The 26693-nt window shown below is 61.5% G+C and carries 22 protein-coding genes and 1 tRNA gene; 12 read left to right on the top strand and 11 right to left on the bottom strand.

Annotated elements, in window-relative coordinates:
- Positions 1 to 105 precede the first annotated feature (105 nt).
- From J7E36_RS17135 to J7E36_RS17125, 3 genes are read left to right on the top strand one after another with little or no spacing between them, the layout of a single operon-like run.
- On the top strand, positions 106 to 765 hold the full coding sequence (locus tag J7E36_RS17135) for a paraquat-inducible protein A (RefSeq protein WP_215005172.1): 660 nt from the start codon (positions 106 to 108) through the stop codon (positions 763 to 765).
- Positions 752 to 1375 carry a paraquat-inducible protein A gene (locus tag J7E36_RS17130; protein WP_215005169.1) on the top strand — a complete coding sequence of 208 codons (624 nt, stop codon included), beginning with the start codon at positions 752 to 754 and terminating at the stop codon, positions 1373 to 1375. Before J7E36_RS17135 ends, J7E36_RS17130 begins: the two co-directional genes overlap by 14 nt.
- Positions 1368 to 3671, top strand: coding sequence for a PqiB family protein (locus J7E36_RS17125; protein WP_215005150.1), 2304 nt, complete (start codon positions 1368 to 1370; stop codon positions 3669 to 3671). The genes J7E36_RS17130 and J7E36_RS17125 overlap by 8 nt, the downstream gene beginning before the upstream one ends.
- Before the next feature lie 79 nt (positions 3672 to 3750).
- Here the strand turns inward: J7E36_RS17125 and mksF are convergent, their stop codons facing one another.
- From mksF to mksB, 3 genes are read right to left on the bottom strand one after another with little or no spacing between them, the layout of a single operon-like run.
- Positions 3751 to 6591, bottom strand: a complete 2841-nt coding sequence (gene mksF, locus J7E36_RS17120) for an Mks condensin complex protein MksF (protein WP_215005147.1) — start codon at positions 6589 to 6591, stop codon at positions 3751 to 3753.
- Positions 6588 to 7289, bottom strand: a complete 702-nt coding sequence (mksE, locus tag J7E36_RS17115; RefSeq protein WP_215005144.1) for an Mks condensin complex protein MksE — start codon at positions 7287 to 7289, stop codon at positions 6588 to 6590. The genes mksF and mksE overlap by 4 nt, the downstream gene beginning before the upstream one ends.
- The gene (gene mksB, locus J7E36_RS17110) at positions 7279 to 8559 is read right to left on the bottom strand and encodes an Mks condensin complex protein MksB (RefSeq protein WP_215005141.1); all 1281 of its coding nucleotides are present in this window, start codon (positions 8557 to 8559) and stop codon (positions 7279 to 7281) included. Before mksB ends, mksE begins: the two co-directional genes overlap by 11 nt.
- A 180-nt stretch (positions 8560 to 8739) precedes the next feature.
- On the opposite strand from mksB, the gene J7E36_RS17105 reads away from it, so the two are divergent.
- The gene (locus J7E36_RS17105) at positions 8740 to 9531 is read left to right on the top strand and encodes an energy transducer TonB (protein ID WP_215005138.1); all 792 of its coding nucleotides are present in this window, start codon (positions 8740 to 8742) and stop codon (positions 9529 to 9531) included.
- The gene (gene rimI, locus J7E36_RS17100; RefSeq protein ID WP_215005135.1) at positions 9524 to 9976 is read left to right on the top strand and encodes a ribosomal protein S18-alanine N-acetyltransferase; all 453 of its coding nucleotides are present in this window, start codon (positions 9524 to 9526) and stop codon (positions 9974 to 9976) included. The genes J7E36_RS17105 and rimI overlap by 8 nt, the downstream gene beginning before the upstream one ends.
- Before the next feature lie 144 nt (positions 9977 to 10120).
- Here rimI and J7E36_RS17095 read toward each other — a convergent pair whose 3' ends face one another.
- Positions 10121 to 10525, bottom strand: coding sequence for a serine kinase/phosphatase (locus J7E36_RS17095; RefSeq protein ID WP_215005132.1), 405 nt, complete (start codon positions 10523 to 10525; stop codon positions 10121 to 10123).
- Positions 10526 to 10657: 132 nt separating this feature from the next.
- Here J7E36_RS17095 and can point away from each other — a divergent pair, with 132 nt between their 5' ends.
- On the top strand, positions 10658 to 11299 hold the full coding sequence (gene can / locus J7E36_RS17090; RefSeq protein WP_215005129.1) for a carbonate dehydratase: 642 nt from the start codon (positions 10658 to 10660) through the stop codon (positions 11297 to 11299).
- A 10-nt stretch (positions 11300 to 11309) separates the two neighbouring features.
- Here the strand turns inward: can and J7E36_RS17085 are convergent, their stop codons facing one another.
- The 3 genes from J7E36_RS17085 to J7E36_RS17075 all read right to left on the bottom strand — a co-directional run bounded on the left by J7E36_RS17085 (position 11310) and on the right by J7E36_RS17075 (position 14697).
- Positions 11310 to 11837, bottom strand: a complete 528-nt coding sequence (locus tag J7E36_RS17085; RefSeq protein WP_215005126.1) for a lysine methyltransferase — start codon at positions 11835 to 11837, stop codon at positions 11310 to 11312.
- Between the two features lie 168 nt (positions 11838 to 12005).
- Positions 12006 to 13166 (bottom strand): hypothetical protein, encoded by a 1161-nt coding sequence (locus J7E36_RS17080; protein WP_215005123.1) that lies wholly within the window; start codon positions 13164 to 13166, stop codon positions 12006 to 12008.
- Positions 13167 to 13278: 112 nt separating this feature from the next.
- A complete protein-coding gene (locus J7E36_RS17075; RefSeq protein ID WP_215005120.1) occupies positions 13279 to 14697 on the bottom strand; it encodes a short-chain fatty acid transporter in 1419 nt (472 codons plus the stop codon).
- A gap of 213 nt (positions 14698 to 14910) precedes the next feature.
- Here J7E36_RS17075 and J7E36_RS17070 point away from each other — a divergent pair, with 213 nt between their 5' ends.
- Both J7E36_RS17070 and J7E36_RS17065 read left to right on the top strand, forming a co-directional pair.
- The gene (locus J7E36_RS17070) at positions 14911 to 15465 is read left to right on the top strand and encodes a DUF2975 domain-containing protein (protein WP_215005117.1); all 555 of its coding nucleotides are present in this window, start codon (positions 14911 to 14913) and stop codon (positions 15463 to 15465) included.
- Positions 15466 to 15472: 7 nt separating this feature from the next.
- Positions 15473 to 15706, top strand: coding sequence for a helix-turn-helix domain-containing protein (locus J7E36_RS17065; protein WP_215005113.1), 234 nt, complete (start codon positions 15473 to 15475; stop codon positions 15704 to 15706).
- Here J7E36_RS17065 and ggt read toward each other — a convergent pair.
- The 3 genes from ggt to J7E36_RS17050 form a co-directional block, all read right to left on the bottom strand.
- The gene (gene ggt, locus J7E36_RS17060; protein WP_435304179.1) at positions 15688 to 17532 is read right to left on the bottom strand and encodes a gamma-glutamyltransferase; all 1845 of its coding nucleotides are present in this window, start codon (positions 17530 to 17532) and stop codon (positions 15688 to 15690) included. The genes J7E36_RS17065 and ggt overlap by 19 nt on opposite strands.
- Before the next feature lie 170 nt (positions 17533 to 17702).
- Positions 17703 to 17779: transfer RNA gene (locus J7E36_RS17055), tRNA-Met, on the bottom strand.
- Positions 17780 to 17882: 103 nt separating this feature from the next.
- Entirely contained in the window at positions 17883 to 19940 is a 2058-nt protein-coding gene (locus J7E36_RS17050; RefSeq protein ID WP_215005108.1) for a methyl-accepting chemotaxis protein, read from the bottom strand.
- 542 nt (positions 19941 to 20482) lie between these two features.
- Here J7E36_RS17050 and J7E36_RS17045 point away from each other — a divergent pair.
- From J7E36_RS17045 to J7E36_RS17030, 4 genes are all read left to right on the top strand, one after another.
- A complete protein-coding gene (locus tag J7E36_RS17045; protein WP_215005105.1) occupies positions 20483 to 22036 on the top strand; it encodes a TerC family protein in 1554 nt (517 codons plus the stop codon).
- Between the two features lie 105 nt (positions 22037 to 22141).
- Complete coding sequence (locus J7E36_RS17040) at positions 22142 to 22585, top strand: DUF3592 domain-containing protein (protein ID WP_215005102.1); 444 nt, start codon at positions 22142 to 22144, stop codon at positions 22583 to 22585.
- A gap of 3 nt (positions 22586 to 22588) precedes the next feature.
- Positions 22589 to 23176: a hypothetical protein gene (locus J7E36_RS17035; RefSeq protein WP_215005099.1), complete on the top strand. Its 588-nt coding sequence runs from the start codon at positions 22589 to 22591 to the stop codon at positions 23174 to 23176.
- A 251-nt stretch (positions 23177 to 23427) separates the two neighbouring features.
- Positions 23428 to 25491 (top strand): calcium-binding protein, encoded by a 2064-nt coding sequence (locus tag J7E36_RS17030; protein ID WP_215005096.1) that lies wholly within the window; start codon positions 23428 to 23430, stop codon positions 25489 to 25491.
- Between the two features lie 93 nt (positions 25492 to 25584).
- Here the strand turns inward: J7E36_RS17030 and ychF are convergent, their stop codons facing one another.
- Complete coding sequence (gene ychF, locus J7E36_RS17025; protein ID WP_215005093.1) at positions 25585 to 26685, bottom strand: redox-regulated ATPase YchF; 1101 nt, start codon at positions 26683 to 26685, stop codon at positions 25585 to 25587.
- Positions 26686 to 26693: the final 8 nt, after the last annotated feature.

The raw sequence follows: 26693 nt of genomic DNA, 5'->3' as shown, positions 1-26693 counted from the left end.
TGTTTTGCCCGCAGGAAAGTCCGCTGAGTTCGTTAATAAATTTGCACAGTTATTTACGAGCGGGAGCACTAGAATAGCCCCACCTTAGCCGAGCCAGAGCGCTTTATGCCCGATCCGTCAGACACTGAGAGGTTGTCAGATCTACCCCTGAATGATCTGGTGGCATGCCATGAGTGTGACCTGTTGATGCGCAAGCCTCGGTTGGCCCAAGGCGAAAAAGCCGAGTGTCCCCGCTGCGGATATGAGCTTTACGCTCACCGGCACAATGTCGTCGAACGCAGCCTTGCCTTGGTGATCGCCGCCCTGCTGTTGTATGTACCGGCCAATTTTTTACCCATCATGCAACTCAACCTGCTCGGGCAGTCCTCCCAGGACACCGTTTGGAGTGGCGTGGTGGGGCTGTTCGATACCGGCATGCAGGGCATATCGGTCGTGGTGTTCCTGTGCAGCATGGGTATCCCGCTTCTCAAGCTGCTGTGTCAGTTACTGGTGCTACTGACCATCCGCCTGAATGTTGGGCGTAGTTACGGCTTGCTGCTGTATCGCATTTATCACCATCTGCGCGACTGGGGGATGCTTGAGGTCTACCTCATGGGCGTCCTGGTGGCCATCGTCAAGCTGGCAGACATGGCGGCCATCACCGTAGGCCTTGGCCTGGTGTGTTTCATCAGTTTGTTGCTGGTCCAGGTCTGGTTGGAGGTGGTGATGTCACCGCACCAGATCTGGCAAGCGTTATCAGGAGAGGATGCCCATGAGGGCGATTGATGCAGGCATTCTGATCTGTACGGAATGCCATGAGTTGAATCGGCAGGATCCCGAGGCTCACGGCCAGACCTGCAGCCGTTGCGGCGCGCGAGTCCATCCGCGCCGCCCGAACAGCCTCATGCGGACCTGGGCATTGTTGATCACTGCCGCGATTCTTTATATTCCGGCCAACCTGCTGCCGATCATGACCATCAATTCGCTGGGCCAGGGAGCTCCAAGCACCATCATGGCCGGTGTCATCGAGTTGGTGCAGCACGGCATGATTCCTATCGCTGGCGTGGTATTCATCGCCAGTATCGTTGTGCCAACCTTCAAGTTGGTGGGCATCGCCTTGTTGCTGGTTTCCGTGCAACGGCGCCAGCCCATGTCCGCACGGCAACGCATCTTTATGTACCGTTTCATTGAATTTATTGGCCGTTGGTCGATGCTGGATATTTTTGTGATTGCGATTCTGGTGGCAGTGGTGAATTTCGGCCGCCTCGCCAGTGTCGAAGCCGGACTCGGCGCTATCGCTTTTGCCAGCGTAGTGATTTTGACAATGATTGCCGCAGTAACCTTCGATCCCCGGCTGATTTGGGATAACACGGAGTCGGATAACGACCATGACTGATTTGCCTACCGCTAAAACCCGACCGGCTTCGAACTGGTCGGCCATCTGGGTCTTGCCGTTGATTGCCTTGATCATCGGCGGCTGGCTCGGCTGGCGGGCTTACAACGACACCGGAATCGAAATCAGCGTACGCTTCGAAAGCGGCGAAGGCATCCAGGCCAACAAAACCGAAATCGTCTATAAAGGCATGTCGGTGGGCAAGGTGAAGAGCCTTACGCTCGATGATGAGGGCAGCTCCAAAGGCGTGGTCGCGACCATCGAGATGGACAAGGACGTCGAGCAATACCTCAAGACCGGAACGCGTTTCTGGCTGGTCAAGCCGAGCGTCACCCTGGCGGGAATTACCGGCCTGGAAACCCTGGTGTCGGGCAACTACGTGGCGATCAGCCCGGGGGAGGGGGAGTCGACCCGCAAGTTCAAAGCCCTGGCCGAGGAGCCGCCGCTGTCGGATTCCAAGCCGGGTTTGCACCTGACCATCAAGGCTGACCGGCTCGGTTCGCTGAACCGTGGCAGCCCGGTGTTCTACAAGCAGATCCAGGTCGGGCAGGTGAAAAGCTACCTGCTGTCCGAGGACCAGAGCACCGTCGAGATCAAAGTGTTCATCGAACCGACTTACGCCAGCCTGGTGCGTAAACACACGCGTTTCTGGAACGCTAGCGGCATCAGCATCGATGCCAACCTGTCGGGTGTCAAAGTGCGCAGCGAGTCCCTTGCCAGCATTGTGGCCGGTGGCATCGCGTTCGCCACGCCGGAAAGCCGTAAAGACAGCCCGCCGACTGACCCAAGCCTGCCGTTTCGTCTTTACGAAGACTTCGATGCGGCCGCTGCCGGCATCCGCGTGAAGGTCAAGCTCAGCGACTTCGAAGGTCTGCAGGCCGGCCGCACCCCGGTAATGTACAAGGGCATCCAGGTCGGCAGCCTGAAGAACCTCAAGGTTGACCCGGACCTGTCCAGCGCCACGGCTGAATTGACCATGGACCCACTGGCGGAAGATTACCTGGTAAGCGGTACCCAGTTCTGGGTCGTCAAGCCGTCTATTTCCCTGGCAGGTATTACCGGCCTCGAAGCGTTGGTCAAGGGTAACTACATTGCCGTGCGCCCGGGCGACAAGGGCGGTGCACCGCAGCGCGAGTTCGAAGCCAGGGCGAAGGCGCCGCCGCTGGACTTGCGTTCGCCGGGGCTGCACTTGGTCCTGCTCACCGATAACCTGGGTTCGCTGGAGGTCGGCAGCCCGATCCTCTACAAGCAGGTCAAGGTCGGCTCGGTGCAGAGCTACCAGTTCTCCCGCAAGAAAAAGCAATTGATCATCGGTGTGCACATCGAGAAGGAATACGAAGGGCTGGTCAACGGCTCGACACGCTTCTGGAACGCCAGCGGCATCACCCTCACCGGCGGTTTCACGGGCGGGATCCAAGTCAAGAGCGAGTCCTTGCAAAGCTTGATGGCCGGGGGCATTTCCTTCGAAACGCCGGAACCGAATGTGCCGCTGAAACGGCGCATTCCACGGTTCCGTTTGTTTGAAGACCGTGAAGCCGCGCAACAGCGGGGGACGCTGGTGACGATCAGGGTCGATCGCGCCGATGGCTTGCGCCGCGGTACGCCGATCCGTTTCAAAGGGCTGGATGTGGGCAAGATCGAGGACGTGGATCTCAGCGCCGATATGCAGTCGGTGCTGGTCAGCGCACGTATCACCGAAGTGCCAGAGCGCATTGCCCGGGTCGGTTCACAGTTCTGGGTGGTCAAGCCTGAGTTGGGGTTGATGAAGACCTCCAACCTGGAGACGCTGGTGACCGGCCAATACATCGAGGTGCAGCCTTCGGCGAAAAACCTCGGGCCGCAGAAAAGCTTCGTGGCCCTGGCCAACCCGCCGGAGACCGTCGTGCCCGAAGCCGGTCTGAGCCTGGTGTTGAGCGCAGCTCGCCGCGGTTCGTTGAAGATAGGCGTGCCGGTAACCTATAGGGAAATTACCGTAGGCAAAGTCACGGGGTATGAATTGGGCCAGACTGCGGATCGGGTGCTGATCCATATCCTGATCGAACCCAAATATGCGCCGTTGGTGCGCAGCGGCACGCGATTCTGGAACAGCAGTGGCTTTGGCCTGGACTTCGGTTTGTTCAAAGGCGCGACGGTACGCACCGAATCACTGGAGACGCTGATCCAGGGCGGTATCGCTTTCGCCACCCCGGATGGCGATCGGATGGGTAATCCGGCACGTCCGGAACAGACCTTCGCCCTGTTCGATAAATTCGAAGACGAATGGCTGACCTGGGCGCCGAAGATCAAGTTGGACAAGTAGGTTCCACAGGGAGCGCATGAACATGAAAAAGGCCGCGATCCAATCGGATTGCGGCCTTTTTCATGTCCGACGATTCACCTCACACCGGGTTCAGCTCCGGCTCGTCGGCCTGGACATTTACCGTGGCTTTCACCGCGTCGTGACGACGGATGTACTTCCAGTCCGCCTCGTCGATGTAGATGCCGTTCGGGCCGCTGCCGCCTTCCAGGTCGATGGCGACACTGGCGCAGACTTGCGGCTTCACGCTCGCCAGGATCGGCACGAAGCCCAGTTGCAGGCTGGTTTCCAGCAGCGCCGCCTGGTTTTTCTCGTCGATGTCTGCCGCTTCGTCCAGGTAGTACGGCAGGCGCACGCGACCGGCCTGTTCGCGGTCCATCAAGTGCAACAACAAGTACATGTTGGTCAGCGCCTTGATGGTCATGGTGGTGCCGTTGGACGCCGCGCCGTCGATGTCGGTGTGGATCACCGGCTGACCGTTGACCTTGGTGATCTCGAACGCCAGTTCGAACAGGTCCTTGAGGCCGAGCTGGTTGTGGTTCGCCGCCACCAGGCGCGCCAGGTACTCCTTGGCTTCTTCGTTCTTGTTGTCCTGCTCGGCGCTCTGGCTGAGGTCGAACACCGACAGGGTCTCGCCTTCCTCGTACTGGCCAGCGCTGTGGATGATCTGGTCGATGTGCTTGAGCGCTTCCTTGTTCGGCGCCAGGACGATACGGAAGCTCTGCAGGTTGGACACCTGGCGTTTGTTGATCTCGCGGTTGAACAGCGCCAGTTGGTGCTCGAGGCTGTCGTAGTCGCTGCGGATGTTACGCAGGGTCCGGGCGATGTCGGTCACCGCCGCCCGCCGTGCCTTGCCCAGGGTCAGGGCCTCATCGGTGCGGTGGGCGTAGGCGTTGATCAGCAGTTGCAGGCGTCGCTCCATATCGTCTTCGCTGTCGAACTTGGCCACGCCCTTGAGCCGTACCTGGGCGTACAGCGCTTCGATCTGGCCGTCGACCCGCAACAGGCCTTGCCAGCTGTCCTGATAGTCATTGAGCAGCGGCAACAGGTTGTCCATGGAGTCGTCGACCGGGTCCATGAACGGCGTACCGAACGGCAGGTCCGCTGGCAGCAATTGACGACGGCGCAGGGCGTCGTCGAGGGTGCGTTGCTTGGCTTCCATGTCGGCGATCTGACGGCCCACCAATTGCAGCTTGGCGGACAGCTGCTGGACGCGTTCGGTGAAGGCATCGCTGGAGCGCTTGAGTTCGTCCTGGGCCGCTTCCATCTGCGCCAGTTGCTCAAGCTTCTCGCCTTCTTCGGCGCTCAGGGTCTGGGCGCGGCGGAAGTCTTCCAGGGCTTTCTGTGCGTCCAGCACCTGCTGGTACAGCGCTTCGGTCTGGGTCTTGCTCGCCGCACGGTCGGCCGCCACGGCTTGCTGGGTCTTGAGTTGCTTGAGTTCTTTTTCCAGGCGCTCCTTCTGGTCCCGCAGCGCGGCACGGTCGGCCAGGGCTTGCAGGGCGGGCGGCTCGATGTGGGACAGGTCGATGGACAGGCCCGGCACTTCGAAACGCTCACCCTTGAAGCCGTCGAGGATCAGCTCCAGGGATTTGACCCACTCGCCGTTCTCGTCCAGCGCGATGCCGTGTTCGCCCAGCGGCAGGCTGAACAAGGCGCTGTTGAACAGGCGCATCAGGCGTTCGACGTCCTGCTGCGAGAACTCTTCGCGCAGGCGGGCGTAGCTGTTGTTGTCGGCGTGATCGAGTTGCTGCTTCACCGACTTCAGGCGTTTTTCCAGATCCCGCAGGCGCTCTTCCAGGTCTTCGGCGCTGAACTGCCGGGACTGGGCCAGGGCGCCGGCCAGTTCGTCGTGGGCGTCCTTGGCGGCAAGTAATTGTTGCTCCAGCACTTTCACGTCATCGACCAGGGCGAAGCGATGCTTGAGCACCGACAGTTCGCCGAGCCAACGCTGGATGCCGGTGATTTCCCGCTCCAGGCGCATCAGCTCCTGGGTGCCACCGCGCTGGTCGTTCTGCAGCGAGTCCTGTTCGGCGCGGTAGTGTTCGGCCTGGATGGTCAGCTCTTCCTTGCGCGCGCCGGCGTAGTCCGACCATGTACCCAGCAGCGAGTCGAGCAGCGGCGACAGGCGATGCAGTTTGCCGCGCAGGATATCGCGCTGCTTCACGCCATTGGCCAGGGCTTCCACCAGCGGGCCGGCGGCCACCAAGGCGTTGTAATCCTGCTCCATGCGTCGTACATCACGGAACGCTTCTTCGCACGCGGCGATGTAGTCCACGCTCCCGGAACGCAGGCTGTGTTCGAACGCATCGAGGAACAGTTGCTTGAGCTTGGCCGCAGTGATCTCGCGCATGTGCAGCAGGTTGATGAACAGTGCGCGGAAGGTCTTGAGGCTTTGCTCGCTGGTGGACCGCAGCGGGATCAGCGTCAGGTCCAGGGGAATCGAGGTGTGTCCACCCACCAGCAGGCGGCGCAGTTCATCAGGCTTGAGTTCATAGGCTTTCAGGCCTTCGCGCTCAAGGTTGGTGAACAGCTCTTTCTGGCGCAGGCAGGTGTCATCCTTCTGGTAGTGGGCCAGGTCGAGTTTGCCGGCGTAGGCAAAGAACTGGTGGCCGAAACCGCCACCCGGGCCGCGACCGACCACGCCGATGACGTGCGGGCCGTGGGGCAGGGCGACCTCGACGAGGATGTAGCTGGTGTCCGAAGCGAAGTAGAACCGCCGGGATTGTTCCAGGCTGTACTTGCCGAAACTCATGTCCGACATGCGCGCCAGAATCGGGAACTGCAAGGCGTTGATCGAAGCGGATTTACCGAGGTTGTTCGCGCCGTACACCGACAGCGGTTCTTCCAGCGGGAACAGGCCGAGGCTGTAGCCGGCGGTATTCAAAAGGGCAAAGCGGCGGATGCCGTAGCGTTCCTTGCTCATGCGTCGGTCTCCTGTTCTTCGGCAATGGCTCGGGCCAGTGCGTCTTCTTCACTTTCGTCGGCAAACGGTGCCAGGTCGAGCGGGTCGTCGGTTTGCAGCAGCTTCTCGTCGCTGTCTTCATCGATCAATACCGGCGCCGGCAGCGGCAGCACACTGTGCAGGCTGGCGGCCAGGTCGCGGTCCTGCTGGACCGACAGGCAGACGTCGAGGAAGCGATGCATCGGCGGCAGGAAGCGGTACACGCCGTTGTCCTCGCTGGCGAAACCCAGTTGGGTCATGCGGCGCATGATCTTTTCTTCCAGCTCTTCCTGGGTCTGCACTTCGGCCTGGATGAACAGGTCGCGGTACTTCTCCAGCAGCGAAGGCAGTTCATCGCGGCCCAGGCTGCCGCCGTCGAGCACGGCGATCGGGTCGCGGCCCTGGTCGGCCAGGTGCTCGACCAGGATGAAGGTGAACAGGGCCAGGCGTTGGGCGGTCTTGTTCACCGCTGCGGCGGCGAGGTCCGGCACGAAGTAGTAGAAGCCCCGGGTATCGCACACCAGTTCGAAGCCCAGGGCCTTGAACAGCGTGCGGTACTGGTCCTGGAAGTTGGACAGCTGCGCATACAGCTCCGGGTCGCGGCGGCTGACGTGGTAGCCCTTGAACAGCTCGCGAAAGATCGGCGCCAGCTGGGACAGTTCGGATAGATCAAGATGCATGGGGGATGCTCGCAGAATCCTCGGTAGCGTTGTCGCGGGCCGAGAGCAGGGCGAAGGAGCGCAGGCTGACCTGATGCTCGTGAGTGTGGTAGTCGCGGCGTTCCAGGCGCTCGCGCTTGAAACGTTTTTCCCGCGACAGGCGCGAGAACCAGTACAGCAATTCGTCGGTGGCGCCGTCCGGTTCCTGCTCCAGCAGCCAGGTCATCAGGTCGGGCATCGGCAACGCGTCTTCGCAGCGCTCGACCATCTCGCGCACGGTGCGCGGCGCACGTGGGGCCTCGCCGCCCTTGTGGGTCTTGTGGGACTTGGGGAAGCGCGCCGGTTTCGGTTCGAAACGGGCCAGGGCGTAGACGTAGGCTTCCACCTGGCTGGCGCTGCCGAGGAAGGTGCTTTGCGGCCGAGTGAACAACGGCATGGCCGCCTGCGGCACGGCATCGATGCCTTTACGGCGAATGGCCGCCAGGGCCAGCGCCGCACCGCGGGTCACGGCGTTATGGCGGCGGGCTTCTTCGCGCAACGGCAACAGCAGTTCCCGGGCATGGCGCAGGGTCAACTGGGCACTGGTCTGCATTTCGAGGATGCGGGCGTGGGTGCGCAACAGCATGTCGTCGTCCACCAGGTGACCGAGACGCTGCTGCTCGGTGAGCATGCGCAACAGCACGTTCTCGACCTTGCGCACGCCTTGCTCGAACGCACCGTCGGCGTTCACCAACTGGATCATCGGTTCGACGTATTCGTCCCAGGTCGCCAGCACTTCGGCGTAGCGCTGACGCAGCGGGATCTGCCGGTCGCTGGTCTTGGCCCGTTCGGCCACGGCCACCAGGGCCTGCTCGTCGTTGGCGAGTTTCTTCAGGACGTCCCGCACGCGCATGTCCAGCAGGCGCAACTGGCGGGCCAGGTCGTTGCCGTCGCGCACGTCAAACGCATCCTGGATGTAGCCGGCCAGGCGTTCCAGGTGACGCAGGTAGGCTTCGATCTCCAGGCACAGGCCCAGGCGGTGTTCGCGGCGCAGGTAGGCGAGGAAGTCATGGATCTGGGCGTTCAGCTCGAAGCGGTTCGGGCTTTTCGCCACCGGCACCAGGATGTCCAGGCGGATCCACACGTCCAGCAGGCTGGTGATGTCCTGGGGCGTGCTGTCCAGTTGTTGGGCGGCCAGTTGTGAACGCAGTTCGTTGAGGCTCAGGGTGCCCTGGTCGAAGTGCTCGCACAAAGGTTCCAGCAATGCCCAGTGTTCAGCGAGGGCGCGCAAGACGCGCTTGGGTTCGATCATCGCAATGGCCGTCGGGTTGGCAATTAAAAGCGGCGATTGTACTGCATCGCGCCGGTTGCGATTCACCCCTGAGACGGACTGTCGTCGGTCTTGGTCAACTATTGATTCAACAGGGAAGCGATCCGCGTCGAAGGGCGGTAGAATCCCTCCCACTTTCAGTTATCCACAAGTGGCCGACCCTTGCTTATCGAGTCTCGTCGCCGCGCCTATCTGACCGCCATGCAGGTGGTCAACTGGCTGCCGCGTACCGAATTGCCGTTCGCCGCCCCGTCGCGGCCCGAGCTGCTGGAAATGCCTGAGCCACTGGACATGACGCCGGCTCCGGCCGCGCCAGCGGTCAAGGCGCCCGCCGAGCCGTCGGCGCCGACACCTGCGCCCGAGCGGCCGAAAATCGAGGTGCCGCGCCCAAGCCTTGCCTCGACGCGTACCAACGCCAAGCCCGTGGCAGATGCCGACGAGGCCCCGGCTCCGGCCAGGATTGCCCCGGTCGCCCCACCGCGTTTCGCCCTGCAACTGTTGCGCGCCGGACGTTGCCTGTTGTTGGTGGAGTTGCCCACCGGCGAGCCGTTCCAGAGCCGCGATCCGGCCTATTTGCTGCTCAAGGACATGCTGCGCGCCGCCGGGCTGCCGGACAGCCCGCAGATTATCGGCGAGCCGGTGCGCTGGCCGTTGTTGTCGCGCGGCACCATGGACCAGGGGCCGGAGGCTGCGCGGGATTTTGTCCAGGGTTTTGTCTCGGCCCGGCTCGAAGACGAGCCTTGTGTCTGCCTGTGGCTGATCGGTCTGCCGGCGGTGCGGTTTGCCGGCGAGGCGGACGCTGATGCGTTCAATCGCGAACTGCAGGTAGACGGTCTGGGCTCGGTCTGGGCGCTGCCCGGGCTGGAACTGTTAATGGAAACGCCACATCACAAGGCTGATGCCTGGCAAGCCATGCGCCGGCTGATGGCGCGTTGGAAAGAATCGAATGAGTGACGCCGTATCGTTCCGCCCGATGACCGAGGCGGACCTCGACGCTGTGCTGAAAATCGAATACGCGGCCTACAGCCACCCCTGGACCCGTGGGATCTTTCTCGATGGGCTGGGCAAGTACCAGATCTGGCTGATGTTCGAAGGCCAGCAGCAAGTGGGCCATGGCGTGGTGCAGATCATCCTGGATGAAGCGCACCTGCTCAATATCACCGTCAAGCCGGAAAACCAGGGCCGTGGCCTGGGGTTGCGCCTGCTCGAACAGCTCATGTCCATTGCCTACGAGGCCAAGGCCCGGGAATGCTTCCTGGAGGTGCGCGACAGCAACCGTACGGCGTTCCGGTTGTACGAGCGCTATGGCTTCAACGAGATCGGCCGGCGCCGGGATTACTACCCGGCGGTGGGTGGGCGCGAAGATGCGGTGGTGATGGCGTGTACGCTGGTGGATTGATGTTCCAGCGGGCATAGCGCATGCCCCTGTGGGAGCGGGCTTGCTCGCGAAAGCGATGGATCAGTTTGCATCGACGTCAAATGGACCGACGCCTTCGCTAGCAAGCCCGCTCCCACAGGGATCAGCAGTGAGACCAGGCTCGCTTCAGCGCTTGCCATCCAGCGGGTCGAGATCCGCCATTTCCGCCTCGTCCAATCCATCGCCTCCACCGATTTCATCCTCGTCGACCACGCTCAGGTCCCAATCGGCCTGACCCTCGTCACCGGCTTCATGGGCGTCTCGGGCGCCGTCTTCGTGGATGAGGGTTTCGGGGCTCATGTCGTCGTCGGTCGGTTGATGGTCGTCCGTCGAGGCGCCCGTCAGGCCGGCTTCTCGCACGCGTTCACGGGGCATCAACTGTTCCCGTTCGTTTTCCGGTAGCTCGTCTCCGATCTTCGCACTGTGCTGTTCGTCATCGAATTCAAGCTCGCGCATCGAGCCCATGCGGTCTTCGTTGTCGTCGATGGGTTCCGGTTGCGTGGCATCGAAGGGACGTCGTGAATCATTCATGGTAATTCCTCATACTGTGGGCCTTACTGGGTGGACCCGTAGCGGTGCCAGGAATTCCAACGACGTAATCGAAGTGACCTCGACGGGCGGTCCGTTGTCAAAGTTGCGCACTATTCTCGAGGGCAAGACAGCATGAACGAATTACAAGATCTGATTGATAACAACGCGCGCTGGGCCGATGCGATCAAGCAGGAGGATCCTGACTTCTTCGCCAAGCTGGCTCGTCAGCAGACCCCCGAGTACCTGTGGATCGGCTGTTCCGATGCACGGGTGCCGGCCAACGAAATCGTCGGCATGCTACCGGGTGATCTGTTCGTCCACCGTAACGTAGCCAACGTGGTGCTACACACCGACCTCAACTGCCTGTCGGTGATCCAGTACGCGGTGGACGTGCTCAAGGTCAAGCACATCCTGGTCACTGGCCACTATGGCTGCGGCGGTGTGCGTGCCTCGATGCAGGACCGCCAGTTTGGCCTGATCGACGGTTGGCTGCGCACGATTCGCGATCTGTACTACGAGCATCGTGAGGCTTTGGCTCAGTTGCCGACCGAGGAAGAGCGTGTAGACCGCCTGTGCGAGCTCAACGTGATTCAGCAAGTGGCTAATGTCGGTCACACCAGCATCGTGCAGAACGCCTGGCATCGCGGCCAGAAGCTGTCGATTCATGGCTGCATCTACGGCATCAAGGACGGCCGCTGGAAAAGCCTGGACACCACGATCAGCGGTTTCGAGCAATTGCCGCCGCAGTATCGGTTGCGTCCCTTGGGTGAGTGACCTCCGCGGGTCAATCGCGATGACATCGATGGCGCCAGCACCGTAGGAATTCCATTCCCTGCTCGTTGGGCGGTTCGTCATAACCGGTAATCCAGCCGTGACAGTTGGACGAACCGCACTGACAGGCAAACTGGCGATACAGCTTCTGTTCGGTGCTGGCGTGATCGAGGGTCAGGCTGTCGCCGCTGGCGATGTGAGTCAGGGCCCACAGCCACAGTTCGCTCATGTCGAGAAAGACATTCGGGTTACAGGAATGCCCCAACAGGCCGGCGAAGTACGGGTCGTACATATGGACGTCCGGCAGCACCTGCAATGTATGCAGGCCGCGTCGGCCGACCAGCAGCCCCGAAACCCTGCAAATGCGCTCCATGGGCGCGAAGTTTCGTCGGGTGATGACGGTTTGTCCGCGTCCGTCGGCGGTTCGGCGGACCTGGAAGTCCCGGGTCGAGGGGTATTGCGACCGCGTACTGAGGGCTTTTTGGGGATAGATACAATCCCCGAGTCGCGAGCGGGCTTGATATGGACTGGAGGTGGTCATGACGGTCCCTGTCGGTAGGGGAATCTTCAGTGCCGGCGATCCTGCCAACACGCGTTGGACCTCCACAGTTTCCCCCAACCCCAGCGTCACTTCTACTGTCGACTCTGACAGGAGCCTGAGGCGCTTTCCCATGTCGGTGCAGACTGACATGGGCAGCGCCTTGAGGTTCTACATGGCTTCGGCGGGCAACGGCATCGGCACTTTCAATTGCGGAAGTTGCGCCTTGATTGCCGGGGTATCGCAGGTTTTCGCCGCTTCTTGCGGCGTCAGCTTACGGATCGAGGTGTAGAACAGCTCACAGGTCTGCTCTTTTTGCGTGACCTGCCAGGTTTGCGTGCACTGGTTCAGTTGGGTGGTCGGATCGGTGCCCGGCTTGCTGCCCATGCCGGCCTGCCAGCAGGCCGCGCTCAGGTCCTGACCCATCACTTTCAAGCCCGCAGCATCGGCCTTGGCCTCGTCACCGCCATAGTTATCCTTGTCCGCGGCGTACCAGATATAGCTTGGGTGGTTGGAACCCAGCACTGGAACCTTGGCACCGCCCGCCGGGGTGATGATCGCCAGGCCAAGCACACCCACGGTCTGCCCGTATTGGGTCTTGATCCAGTTGCGCACCGGGGCGCCGAAGGCCACCATCGGCAACGCGGCGCCGCTGGCGTTCTGGGTGAGTTGCTTGACCATGGTGGTCTGGTAAGCGTTGAAGTAATCGTAGAGCCCTTCCAGGGTCTGGCCGGCATTGGACGGGGCCGCGATTGGCGCGATGTCGATGATGGTCTGGTAGCCCGGCGTCTGGTCAGCGGCGATCCCATTGACTGTCAGCAAGGTGGCCCAGCGGTCGGTAGTGGCCGACTCCAGGTAATCCTGGGCCTGGGTCAGCGAGTAATCCGGCGGGAAGTGCAGCAGCTCGACACTCTTGCGGTTTTCCAGGGCCATGCCCAGTGGCAGGAACAGGTACCAGTTGTAGGCCCATTTCTTGTCGCTGTTGAGTTTCGTCGCGCCGTTGTAGGCCAGGTCACCGGCATTGAGTAGCGCGGTCAGCGGCTGACCGTAGCTTTTCGGCACGCCGCTGATGTGGGCATAGACTTTATCCTTGTCGCGTTTGACGCTGACCTTGGCCGTACCGTAGCCGTCGCGCTGCACGCTCTGGGTCAGGTAGTGCTCGACGGTCTGCTCCAGCGTCCAGTTGCGAAAGCAAATGACGTTGCAGTTGTTGGGATAGGCGAAGAGGCGGGTGACGCGTTCGGTGCTGCCCAGTTGTACATCGATATCGGCTGCGTGGGTGGCGGCACTGAAGGCCAGGGCGGCAAGAGACAGTACGGCGAGTTTGGACATGCTCAGATCCTTTTCAGCGTGTGGACCCCTCGAAGCGGGGTGTCTCCATACTGAAACAGACCGGGCCGAAGAAAAAGTGGGCCGACGTAAATATCGGCCCTTTTTTATGGCTTTATGGCATCACGGGCGGCAAATAAGACAATGTCGTGCCCAATGCCCACAACAGCGCCAGCACCAGCGGCGTATGCACCAGCAGTTGCACGAAGGAAAACCCGATCAAATCCCTGGCCTTGAGTCCCAGCACACCCAGCAGCGGCAGCATGTAGAACGGGTTGATGAGGTTCGGCAGGGCTTCGGCCGCGTTGTAGATCTGCACCGCCCAGCCCAGGTGATAGTTCAGGTCGTTCGCCACCTGCATGACGTAGGGCGCTTCAATGATCCATTTGCCACCGCCCGAGGGAATGAAGAAGCCCAGCACCGCCGAGTAGACGCCCATCAGCAGGGCGTAAGTGTCATGGGACGCGACCTGTACGAAAAAGGTCGAGATGTGGTGGGCCAGCGTCTGGGCGTCGCTGCCCTTGACGGTGGTCAGCAGTGCCGCAATCGAGCCGTACAACGGAAACTGGATCAACACGCCGGTGGTGGTCGGCACTGCGCGGGCCACGGCATCCAGGAAACTGCGCGGCCGCCAGTGCAGCAATGCGCCGAGCATCAGGAACAGGAAGTTGTAGGTGTTGAGCCCGGAGATGGCGCTGATCGCCGGTTTGGTCGAAAACTCATGGAACAGCCAGCCGGCGGCCAGCAGCACCAAGGCGATGGTCAGCAGTGGGCTGTGCTCCAGCCATTCGCCAGGACGGGTGCGCGGCTGCAACGTCGGCATGCTGAAGCTCGGGTCGATCCCGCAGGCGGCGGCATCGCGGGCGCTGTTTGGCCCCGGGGCGGTGGCGTAGGCAACGATCAGGGAGACCACGATCAGCGCCAGCAACATCACCCCCGATTGCCAGAGAAAAATGGTCTGGGTGAATGGAATGACACCGGTAATCGACAGGATTGACGGCGGCAGGCTCGCCGGGTTGGCCTGCAGTTGCGCCGCCGATGAGGACAGCCCCAGAGCCCATACCGCGCCCAGGCCCAGATAGGCGGCGGCACCGGCGGCGCGGTAGTCCATCTTCAGATCGGTACGACGGGCGAGGGCTCGCACCAACAAGCCGCCAAATACCAGTGACAGGCCCCAGTTGAGCAGCGACGCGACCATCGAAATCAACGCCACCCAGGCCACGGCGGAGCGGCCGTTCTTCGGGATACGCGCCAGACGATCGATCAGCTTGACGGCCGGAGGCGAGCTGGCGACCACGTACCCGCCGATGACCACGAAGGCCATTTGCATGGTGAACGGAATCAGGCTCCAGAAGCCGTCGCCGAAGGCCATGGCGGCGGCGGTGGGCGTGGCGCCGATGAACTGCGTCGCCACGGCGACCAACAGCACTGCCAGCGCGGCGAAGACCCAGGAGTCGGGGAACCAACGTTCGGCGAAACTGGAACAGCGCAAGGCGAAGCGGGCGGAACGGCTGTCTTCGATGTCGGTGGTCACGGGAGTTACCTCGATTTTTTATGATTGGTTTTCGGGGCTACGGTCCGGAGCGGCGCGCCCCGACAACGGTAGAACAATCCAATGACCGTGGAAGAGGGGCGAGGTTCGCAAACCACCCACACAAGAAAAATGTTATCGTTTTTTACATGTTAATTATTGTTATACGATAATTTTATGGCTATGTTTTGGGCTCCCTTTGTACCGGAGTCCCACATGTCCTCGAATCGTCTTGCCTCGTACAGCCAGCGCATGGCCGCCCTTACGCTTGTCTTCATTGTGATGATGATGGTGGTCAACACTGCAGCGTGGCTGCTCCCCGATGTGGTGTCACGCTACGGCCTGAGTTTTGCCCTGACCGAGCGACAGCTGTCGAGCCTGTCTGAAGAGGCGATGCGCTTGAGCGGCTGGCAATGCCTGGGCGCGATCCTGCTGTCGAGCATTCCGTTGCTGGCCCTGGCGGTCGGGCTGGCGAACTTGCGACAGTTGTTCAAGCGGTATGCCCAGGGCCTGTATTTTTCCAGCGAAGCCGCGACTTATCTGGGAAAGGCTGGTCGTGCCGTCGCCTTGTGGGTATTGCTGGATTTCATCTGTGAGCCGTTTCTCAGCCTGCTGATGACGATCCATGCACCGGTCGGCCAGCGCCTGCTGACCCTCAGCATTACCGCGCCATCCTTCGTCGCTTTGTTTCTTGCGGCCTGTATTGCGATCATTGCCCGGATACTGTCCCAGGCCAGTGAAGTCGATTCAGAAAACCGGACCTTCGTTTGAGATACCCATGCCTATCGTGATTCAACTTGATGTGATGCTGGCGCTGCGCAAAGTCAAGTCCAAGGACCTGGCCGCCGCCATTGGCATTACGGAAGCCAACCTTTCCTTGCTCAAACAAGGAAAGGTCAAGGGCATACGCCTGGCGACCCTCGAAGCCATCTGCAGCTACCTGCACTGTCAGCCTGCTGACCTGCTGGTCTATCAGCCGCAGGGCAATGCCGATCAGTCGCCCAGCGCTTGACCTTCGCGCCGCGGGTCGGCGCCGCCGGCCAGTGACGCTTTCCCGTGCGCATCACGCACTCGGACGATCGCCTGGGTGCCACTGGTCATGTCGATTTCGCTGACGACATGGCCCTTGTCTTTCAACGCCTGGATCAGCGTCGGGCTGAACTGTCCCTGTTCCAGTTCGGTGGCGCCATTGCGGCTGCCGAAGTTGGGGAGGTTGATGGCGGTTTGCGGGTCCAGGTTCCAGTCCAGCAAGCCGATCACGGACTTGGCGACGTATTCGATGATCTGCGAGCCCCCCGGTGAACCGACGGCGGCCAGCCACTCACCGCTCTGGCGGTCGAAGATCAGGGTCGGTGCCATGGATGAACGCGGGCGTTTGCCAGGCTCGACGCGGTTGGCGACTTTTTGCCCGTTCTCCTCGGGGATGAAGGAGAAGTCGGTCATCTGGTTATTGAGCATGAATCCCTGAACCATCAGGTGCGAGCCAAAGGCCGACTCCACGGTGGTGGTCATGGACACGGCGCCGCCCTGGTCATCCACTGCGACCACCTGCGAGGTGGAAATGCGCAGCGGTGAGCGGTCCGGCGCATAGGCCACTTGAATGCCCGGCGGTGTACCGGGCTTGGCGACGCCCATGCTGCGTGGCCCGATCAGGCTGGCGCGACTGGCCAGGTAACCGGGGTCGACCAGCCCTTTGACCGGCACAGGGACAACATCCGGATCGGCGACGTATTGGGCACGGTCGGCGTAGGCCAGGCGCTCAGCTTCGGCGATCAGGTGCACGGCTTCGGGCACAGGCTCGATGCCCGCGGGCTTATCGGTCTTGAGCGGTTTCAGGGGCGCAAGGGCCATCTGGCTGTCGCGTCGCTCAAGGGCCTGTAGTGTTCCGAGAATTTGCGCCACGGCGATCCCGCCGGAGGACGGCGGCGCCATGCCACAGATTTGCCAGCGCTTATAGTCGGTGCACAGCGGCGCTCGCTCACGGGCGGCGTAGCCTTTGAGATCATCCAGCGAAAGGCTGCCAGGATTGGCATGGCCTTGCACCTTGGCGACGATCTCCTGAGCCACGGTGCCTCGGTACAACGCATCGGCGCCTTCGTTGGCGATGCGCTTGAGCACACCGGCCAATGCCGGGTTTTTCAGCAGCGTACCGACGGCTTTCGGACTGCCGTCGGCGTTGAGGAAATACTCGGCCATGTCGGGCGAGCCCGGCAGGGACGGGTCGGCCGCGATCATCGAATGCAGCCGGGGCGAGATCGCGAACCCCTGTTCCGCCAGCGCGATGGCCGGTTCGAACAGCGACGCCCATTTCAGGCGGCCATGTTTGCGGTGGGCCAGTTCCAGCGCGCGCAACACCCCCGGCGTGCCCACGGAGCGGCCGCCGATCTGCGCGGCGGTGAACGCCATGGGTTTGCCGTCAGCTTGCAGGAAAAGCTTTTCAGTGGCGCCAGCCGGTGCTGTTTCGCGACCGTCATAAGTGCGCACGGCCTTGCCGTCCCACAGCACAATGAATGCACCGCCGCCGATGCCGGAGGATTGCGGCTCCACCAGGGTCAGCACCGCTTGCATGGCAATCGCCGCGTCGATGGCCGAGCCGCCGCGCCGCAGCATCTCCCGCCCGGCCTCAGCCGCCAGCGGATTGGCAGCGGCGGCCATGTGCTTGTCGGCGTGGCGGGTCTGCAGGTCGGTGCGGTAGCCGGAGGCGATTTCCGGTGCGGTGGGCAATGCAGGCGCGGCGGTGGAAGAGGGCGGAGCCTTACAAGCGACGAGTGCAAGGGCGACAGCCAGCAGCGAAACGGCTGCCCGGCGTTGAAGGTTCGACGGGTGATGTGTAGGCACGTGTCGCTCCATCCGTGGCGTGGGGTAGGGCCGACTGTAGCGATGCGAGGCGATTGGCGCAAATCAACCGGCATCTGAAGAACCCCGTGGCAAGGAGTCAAGCTTTGCCAGGTTGCTTTTCCCGAGGCATAAAAAAACGGCCTATCTTTCGATAAGCCGTTTTTAGTACTTGGTGGCTACACAGGGACTTGAACCCCGGACCCCAGCATTATGAATGCTATGCTCTAACCAACTGAGCTATGTAGCCAAGTGGCGCGCATTATTCGCCGGTAACGAAGATGTGTCAAGCGTAAATCTGAAATATTTCTCTGCGCTTTCAACCGCTTATCCATCCTCGCTGCAAATGCCGGTCAACCGAGTTGAAATCTCCCCGTGTTGGCGCTCAAGGCCTGGCTTCCCTGGCTCAGGGTGTCCGCCGCCAGGTTCACTGCCCGCGCGCCCTCCAGCAAGCGCATTGCGGCCTGGTCGACCTGCTGGATATTGCTGCTGACCTCGTCGGCGGTGCTGGCTTGTTCATCCACGGCGGTGGCGATTTGCGCCAGGGTATCGGTGACGCTTTGCACGGCGCTGGCGATTTCTCCCAGGCGCTCGCCCAGGCCGGTGACGGCTTGGGCATCAGTCTGGGCTTGGCCGCAGGCCGCTTCCATCAGGCTGACCGCTTCGTTGACCGTGGCGCGCAGGCTGTCAACGGTGGCAGCAATCTGTTGCGTGGAGGACTGGGTGCGTTGCGACAGGCTGCGGACTTCATCGGCCACGACGGCAAAACCACGGCCCTGTTCCCCGGCGCGGGCGGCTTCGATGGCGGCATTGAGGGCCAGCAGGTTGGTTTGCTCGGCCACGCCACGAATGGTATCGACCACCAGTTGGATCTGTTGCCCCTGTTCGCTGACCCGGCCCAATGCGGCGGCGGTCTCGTTGAGGCGCTGGTTGAGCTGTTGGATGCTGGTCGTGGTGCGCTGGCTGTCGCGGCTGCTGTCGGTGGCGATGCGCCGGGTCTGCTGGGCGCTATCGGACGCTTGCTCACAGCTTTTCGCCACGCCCTGGGAGGTGGCGGCCAGTTGGGTCGCCGCGGCAGCTATCTGGCTGATCTGCATCTGTTGGGCTTCGACTTCGCCCAGGGCGCCGCTCGAATGGGTATTGAGGGTGCGCACGGCATTGCTCAGTTGCAACGTTTCGTGATCCACCCCCAGCAGGCTGTTGCGCAACTGCACCACGGCGACGTTGAGGGCGGTGCTGATGGCCGCCAACTCATCGCGCCCCTGCACCGACACTTGCAGGCTGAGATTGCCGTCACGCAGGGCTTCGGCCAGCAGGGTGATACCGCTGGCGCTGCGCCGGATCGACGCTTGCAGGCAAACAAACAGGTAGAGCGCCGCCAGCAGCAGGCAGCCCAACACTGTCGCTACCAGGGTGAACTGGCGGATGGCCGAGCCATGGTAGTGGTCCAGCCGGGTATCCAGGGCCACCAGGGACTGTTGGCGCAGGGTCGCCAGGTCGGCCAGGAGCGCATCCATGTGTTTCTCGAAGGCTTCCGGCTTGAGCGAGATGGAGCCACCGAACACGCCGTCATCCAGCACTTTCAGGCCGGCATCCAGGTTTTTCAGGCTGCCCTGGTATTGTCCGGCCCAGGTTTGCAGGTCGCTGGGCAGGTGCGCTTCCAGCAGCCCACCGGTCTTGACCAACTGATCCCGGGCGTCGCCGATGCGGCTGCGCAGGTCCCGCAGTTGCAGGCGGCTTTGCAAAGAGAACTGACCTGATACCACCGACGCCTGGCCGACACTGGTCAGGCGGCCGACCCGTTCGATCAGGTCCGGCGTCTGTTGGGTGGAGATCTGGGTCAGCAGATACGTTTCCAGCCAGGAGGCGAGGGTCAGTCGGTTGTCCATCACCATTTGTTCGCGCAAGGCTTGCAAGGCGCTGAGGGAGGTGGTGAATCGGTCATAGCCGTCCGGCCACCAACCCACCGCGCCCAGGCTTTTCGAATCCAGGCCGTTGAGGCTGTTCTGCAACGCTTGAAAGCGAGCCAGGGTGTCGGCTTCGGCGCCTTCGCCTTGCAACGTGTTGCCCAGGTCGCTGGCGGCCTGGTTGAGGGCCGGCTGCACGGCATCGAAAGCCGCCATGGCGGCCAAGGTTGCGGGGGTCGGTTGTCGATTGGTTTCCGTGGCTCGCCAGCGCGCCGCACGGTTGCGCTGGGCGGTGAGCAGATTGTCCAGGTTATCCAGGGCCAGCAGTTGACGTACCCCGGCGCGCTCCCCGGAAATCAGGCTGAGTTTGTCGCGATAGTCCTGGCCGATAAGCCACAGGCTGCCCATGAGTGGCAGGATGAAAAGCAGGAACAACAGCTGGAATTTTCGGGCGAAGCCGAAATGTCCCAAGAGTCTGATGCCCGGTGATAGAAACGCCTGCATGCCCATACTCCCCTGAACACCCTTGCACTCTAATTGTGCGTTTCTACACAAGTGCTGAAACGGGTGCCCTTTTAAAAGGCTTCGAAAGTTTGTCCAAATCGGCTCTGTGGGCCAGCTCTGTAGCGAAACTTCCCATTCTCGGTCCCCTTTGTAAGGAGCCGCGTCGTAGGGCATTTACAAGGCAAGATTCAGACCATGGCGTTGCGCTATCACCTTGCCCAGTGAGGGTTTTCTTTCCAAATCGATAGCAGGCCAAGCGATGGCCTCGCTGCACTAAAAAATGGCACATTGCCCATCTGCCCGATATTCAGGCGTCGGCAGTTTTGCCCTGATCTTTTTGGCGGCCGCACCGATTCGGCTTCGAGTCTGCTTGTCAGATTCTGTAATGATTCGTCGCGTATGAAGTGTCCCGAAAGACTGTAGGATTTTTATCCCTAATTTCTTTCAGGTCGATATGAACACCCTCGTGGAGCCTCCCAGTCGCTTTTCTCATCCCACACCCTGCATCAATCTAAAGCCATTGCGAGGGAGCGAGTAATCCCATGGAATGGATCGCAGACCCCACGGCATGGCTTGGCCTGCTGACCCTGATCGTGCTGGAGCTGGTGCTCGGCATCGATAACCTCGTATTCATTGCCATCCTGGCGGACAAGTTACCGCCAGAGCAGCGCGATCGTGCCAGGGTGATCGGCCTGTCCCTCGCGTTGTTGATGCGCCTGGGCCTGCTGGCCAGTATTTCCTGGATGGTGACCCTGACCGAGCCGTTGTTCGAAGTTTTCGCCAAGACCTTCTCGGGCCGGGACCTGATCATGCTGTTCGGTGGCGTTTTCCTGCTGTTCAAGGCGACCATGGAGTTGCATGAGCGGCTGGAAGGCCATGTGGCGCAACGTTCCGGCAACGCCGCCTATGCGTTGTTCTGGCCGATCGTGGCGCAGATCGTGGTGCTCGATGCGGTCTTCTCGCTGGACGCTGTGATCACCGCCGTGGGCATGGTGGAACACCTGTCGGTCATGATGATCGCGGTGATCTTCTCCATCGGCCTGATGATCATCGCGAGCAAGCCGCTGACCCGATTCGTCAACTCGCACCCCACGGTCATCATGCTCTGCCTGGGCTTTCTGATGATGATCGGTTTCAGCCTGACGGCGGAGGGCCTGGGCTTTCACATTCCAAAAGGCTACCTCTATGCCGCGATTGGCTTCTCGATCCTGATCGAGGTGTTCAACCAATTGGCCCGCTCGCGGCGCAAGAAGAGCCTGCAAGGGCGGCGGCCCATGCGCGAGCGGACCGCTCATGCGGTGTTGCGTTTGCTCGGTGGGCAAAAGTTGAGTGCCGAAGAAGTGGGTGAGGAAATCGCCGACATGCTCGCCAGCGATGAGGTCGAGCAGGTGTTCGATCGGCGCGAACGCGTGATGATCAGCGGGGTGCTGCAGCTGGCGGAGCGTCCGATCCGTGCGGTGATGACGCCGCGTGCGGAGGTCGACCACATTGACTTGGCCGACGCGCCGGAGGAAATTCGCACGAAGCTGATGCATTCGTCCTACTCAAGGCTGCCGTTGATCCGCGACGGGCGGGTGGATGAACCCCTGGGGTTCGTCCATAAAAAGGAACTGTTCAAGGAATTGTTGGCCGGTAACGAACCCAACCTGGAAGTCATTGCCCGTAAAGCCATCAACCTGCTCGACAGCTTCACGATCCTCAACGCGTTGGAGCAGATGCGCACAGCCTCGACGCATATCGCGTTCGTGGTGAACGAGTTTGGTGATTTCATCGGGCTGGTGACCATGACTGACATCCTGGAATCGATCGCCGGTGAGTTGCCCGATGCCAGTGAAATCGACGGCCCGAACATCCTCGCGCAGGAGGAGGGCGCTTACTTGGTCAGCGGTGCGCTGAACCTCAGCCAGATCCGCGAACACATCGGTTTCCAGGCGCACGCGACGGAGGATTACCAGACGCTCGCGGGGTTGGTCATGAGCCTGCTGGATCGTTTGCCAATGATTGGCGATAAGCTCGATTGGCAGGCGTGGAGCATGACGGTAACGCAGGTGCAGGAGCGCCGCGTGACGAGGGTGTTGTTGCGTAAGCACAGGTAGGAATAAGGCAAGGTCAAACCTGATGTGGGAGCGAGCCCGCTCCCACAGAGCGACACTTCTTGTTATCCTGATGCCCCTCTTTCATGGACGATATCGAGACAAGCCATGGCTAACGACATCCCTTCATCCCTCGGGAAGACATTGCTGAGCCTGCTGTTCGCCCTGATCGGTGTCGTCCTGCTGGTTATCGCCGTCAATCTCTTGCTTGACCGCCGCGAATTCCTCGCCCACGCGCAGACCGCCGACGGCATCGTCAGCCGCCTCAATGCGGGCGGTTCGCACCCTGAAATCACCTTCACCAGCGACAAGGGTGAAAAAGTCTCTTATCCCCAGGGCGGCCTGATATTCGGCTACCAACCGGGGCAGCCGGTCCGCGTCCATTACCTGCCCGAGCAGCCAGCCGGCAGCGCTGTCATTGATGATTCGGGTGCATTATGGGGGCCTTCCGGGTTACTGGGGGCGCTGGGTCTCATGTTCGCCTGCGCAGGTCTGGCAAACGTCACCCGCCAGCGCGGCCGCCGTGCAGTTCATTCACATAAAGGACTTTGAAGCATGAGCTACAACATTCCGATCCCGGTCAATGCCAGTCGCTGGGCGTACCAGACCGCCAGCGGTGGCGGCCTGACCGTGGCCCTGGTGGCGGGCAGTGGCGGTTCGATCATCCTCCGTTCGCCCGAGGGCAAGGACGTCAGCTATCGCTATGGCGGCGTCGGGGTAGGGGCCGGATTTGGCGCGCGGCTGCCGCGCTTCGGCAAGGTCAACATCCAGATCAAGGGCAAGAGCGTGGGGGCGGCCGGCGCGGCAGAAGCTTTCCCCAGCTTCGGCAAGGTGTTTGTCAGCGACGCGCTGGCCGCCCGTGACTTGACCGAAGACGACATCACCGGCCCCTGCATGTACACCGAAGTGGGAGGAGGCCTGGTGGTTGGTGGTTCGGCTACAGCGCTGTTGTTCGGGCTTGATCCGAAGCTGCTGGCGTTGTCAGTGGCCTTGAACGCCAGCCCGGCGACTTCGATCATTGCTGCCAGCACCGTCAACCGGCAGTTGCTGCAGTCGGCCAAGGGCGCGGTGGTCATGGCCGGCATGAACGCCGGCGTGCAGGCCGGTGGCGGCACGGCGGTCTACATGGGCTACCTGTTCTAACCGCCCGTCTGAGGGGGGGCTCGCTCGGGACAGGTTGATACCCACAAAAAAGCCGCGTATTACCGCGGCTTTTTCACACCCCTGCATCGGGTATCGCCCAGGAAATCATGGCTTTCCCGGCCCGTTAGCGAAGCCAGCCGGCTACGAAAAACCATGGATCGAACGCAGCTCGTGGGAACGATTGGGGCAGGGGGCAAATCCTAATTGCTCTACTAGCGTGACGAATCCCACCCCTTTAAAGGATTAAACTCATGGCAACTATCGATAGCACGACGGCAAGTACCCATACGGTGAGGACAGGCCCTGGCACTGTCCAGGTCGACCTCACCGGCCAGTTCGATGATAACCAGAGCATCGTTATCCAGCCGGACGGCAAGATACTGGTGGGTGGCTATACCGAGTACCTTGCGTGGGGGTACCCCGGGGCGCCCGGCGAGGAAAGCTACGGCTACGAACAGAACCATTCCGTCATCCGCCTGAATGCCGATGGCAGCCTGGATACCAGCTTCCATGACGGCGGTATCGACCTGATACCGGCCGCGATAGCCCCGGCGTCGCGCTATGAACTGACGGCGGTGCAGCCCGATGGCAAAGTGCTTATCGCCATCGCCCAGAACACCAGCGTACAGGTGGAACGCTTCAACAGCGACGGGACACGCGATGCTAGCTTCGGTCAAAACGGCGCCATGACCATCGGTATCAGCCACGACTTCAAAGACATCGACCTGACGGCCAATACCGATGGCACATTCCAGGTCAGCGCCCGCGGGTTTGACCAGGCCACGGTGACCAAGATCGGCAATGACGGCACTTTAGTCGATGGCTTTGGCGACAACGGCGTGCTGACCGTCAGCATTCCCGCAGACGCCTATTACAATGGCGGGATCTCGACTGCGGTGCAGGCCGATGGCAGTGTCGTGGTCGGGGCTGCGTACAATGCTGCCGGCGCGGGTGATCCGACATACGCCTTGCAGCGCTTCAGCCCCGATGGACAGTTGGACACCCATTTCGGCAACAACGGTGTCCTTCACCTGAGCCCTGCCATGGGGTTTGGCGAAGACTCGGTGGTGGCCCTGCAAGCGGATGGCAAGATCATCGTCATGGGGCATGGTGAAGGCGACGCCTTGACCACTGTGGTGCGGCTTAACGCTGACGGTTCCTTCGACACCCGCTTTGGTGCCAATGGCACGGTGACCTTCGAGGCCGACACGCCCGTAGCGTTGACGGTACAAGCCGATGGCAAGATCGTGGCGGCCGGCACGAACGACGGGGATTTCAGCCTCATCCGCTTGAACGCGGATGGCAGTGTAGATACCCGCTTCGGCAGCCAGGACGGCAAGCACCATATAGACGGATACGCCGGCGAGGAAATCCTGCAGGGTACTGATGCCGCCGAAATCATCCACGGCCTGGCGGGTGATGACGTGCTCCAAGGCAACGGTGGGCGCGACGTTCTGCAAGGTGGCGCTGGCGCCGACATCTTCCGCTTCACCGAGCTGAGCGACAGTTTCCGCACCGATACGCAAAACAGCAGCGACCGAATCCAGGACTTCGACGCCACCCGGGACCGCGTCGACCTGATCGCCCTCGGCTTCACCGGCCTCGGCAACGGCCATGACGGCACCTTGGCCGTCCAGGCCAGCGCAGACGGGACTCGCACCTACCTCAAGAGCTATGACGTCGATGCGGCAGGGCACCGGTTTGAACTGGCGTTTGATGGCAATCTGGTGGGGCAGTTGAACAGCACCAACCTGGTGTTCACCGCGCCCACGGTCGAAGGTACGTCTGCCAGGGATACGATTACCGGCTCTGCCTTGTCTGAGATCATCTACGGCCTGGACGGCAACGACCGTATCAACGGCGGCGCTGGAGCCGACGTCATCATCGGCGGCCGGGGCGCTGACCGCCTTAACGGCGGGGACAGAACCGACCTATCGTTGTGGACCGATCATCATCAAAACGATGACGTGTTCCGCTATACCTCTACCGAGGACAGCTACCGTACTGACAGCCAGAGCTTTGCCGATCTTATCGAAGGCTTCACGGTTGACGACAGGATCGATGTCTCGGCCCTGGGCTATACCGGCTTCGGAGACGGTACGGACACGACGCTGAAGATGGCTTACAACAAGGAACTGGACCGCACGTATCTGACCAATATGGAAGCAGACGCGCAAGGCCACTGGTTCCAGATCGCGATTGCCGGTGATTGGCGGGAGAGCCTTGACGAAGAAGACATGATCTTTGCCCCCGACGCCGGGATAGGGCTGGTTGGGGTGGCACCGGAGGTCGATCCGGGGCACCTGCTGACCTGATGCATGCTTGGAACCCGCGCAGCGGAGTTTATGGCACGGGAAAGCGCCCACAAAAAAGCCGCGAATCAACGCGGCTTTTTTAATGCCCCTACTTCAGACGTTGAAGCGGAAGTGCATCACGTCGCCGTCCTTGACGATGTATTCCTTGCCTTCCAGGCGCCATTTGCCGGCTTCCTTGGCACCGGCTTCACCCTTGAACTGGATAAAGTCGTTGTAGGCGATGACTTCGGCGCGGATGAAGCCTTTTTCGAAGTCGGTGTGGATCACGCCGGCGGCTTGCGGGGCGGTGGCGCCGACGCGTACGGTCCAGGCGCGGACTTCTTCGACACCGGCGGTGAAGTAGGTCTGCAGGTGGAGCATCTCGTAACCGGCGCGGATCACGCGGTTCAGGCCAGGCTCTTCCAGGCCCAGGGCCTCGAGGAACATGTCTTTCTCTTCGCCGTCGTCCAGCTCGGCGATTTCCGCTTCGATCTTGTTGCAGACCGGCACGACCATGGCGCCTTCTTCTTCGGCGATGGCCCGGACCACGTCCAGGTGCGGGTTGTTCTCGAAACCGTCTTCGGCAACGTTGGCGATGTACATCACCGGCTTGGTGGTCAGCAGGTGGAAGCCCTTGATCACCAGATTCTCGTCGGTGCTCATGTTCTTCATCAGGCTGCGCGCCGGCTTGCCTTCGGTGAAGTGGCTGATCAACTGCTCCAGCAGGCCTTTCTGGACGACGGCGTCCTTGTCGCCACCCTTGGCATTGCGCGCGACTTTCTGCAGTTGCTTCTCGCAGCTGTCGAGGTCGGCGAAGATCAGTTCCAGGTCGATGATCTCGATGTCGCGTTTCGGGTCGACGCTGTTGGAAACGTGAATCACGTTCTCGTCTTCGAAGCAGCGCACCACGTGGGCGATGGCGTCGGTCTCACGGATGTTGGCCAGGAACTTGTTGCCCAGGCCTTCGCCTTTCGAGGCGCCGGCCACCAGGCCTGCGATGTCGACGAATTCCATGGTGGTCGGCAGGATGCGCTTGGGATTGACGATCGCCGCCAGTGCTTCCAGGCGCGGATCGGGCATCGGCACGATGCCGCTGTTCGGCTCGATGGTGCAGAAGGGGAAGTTCTCGGCCGCGATACCGGATTTGGTCAGGGCGTTGAACAGGGTGGACTTGCCGACGTTAGGCAGGCCGACGATGCCGCAATTGAATCCCATGGTGTTTC

This window comes from Pseudomonas fluorescens, from assembly GCF_018614775.1.
Classification (GTDB): Bacteria; Pseudomonadota; Gammaproteobacteria; order Pseudomonadales; family Pseudomonadaceae; genus Aquipseudomonas; species Aquipseudomonas fluorescens_BY.
This window is presented reverse-complemented; position numbering and strand designations above follow the sequence as displayed.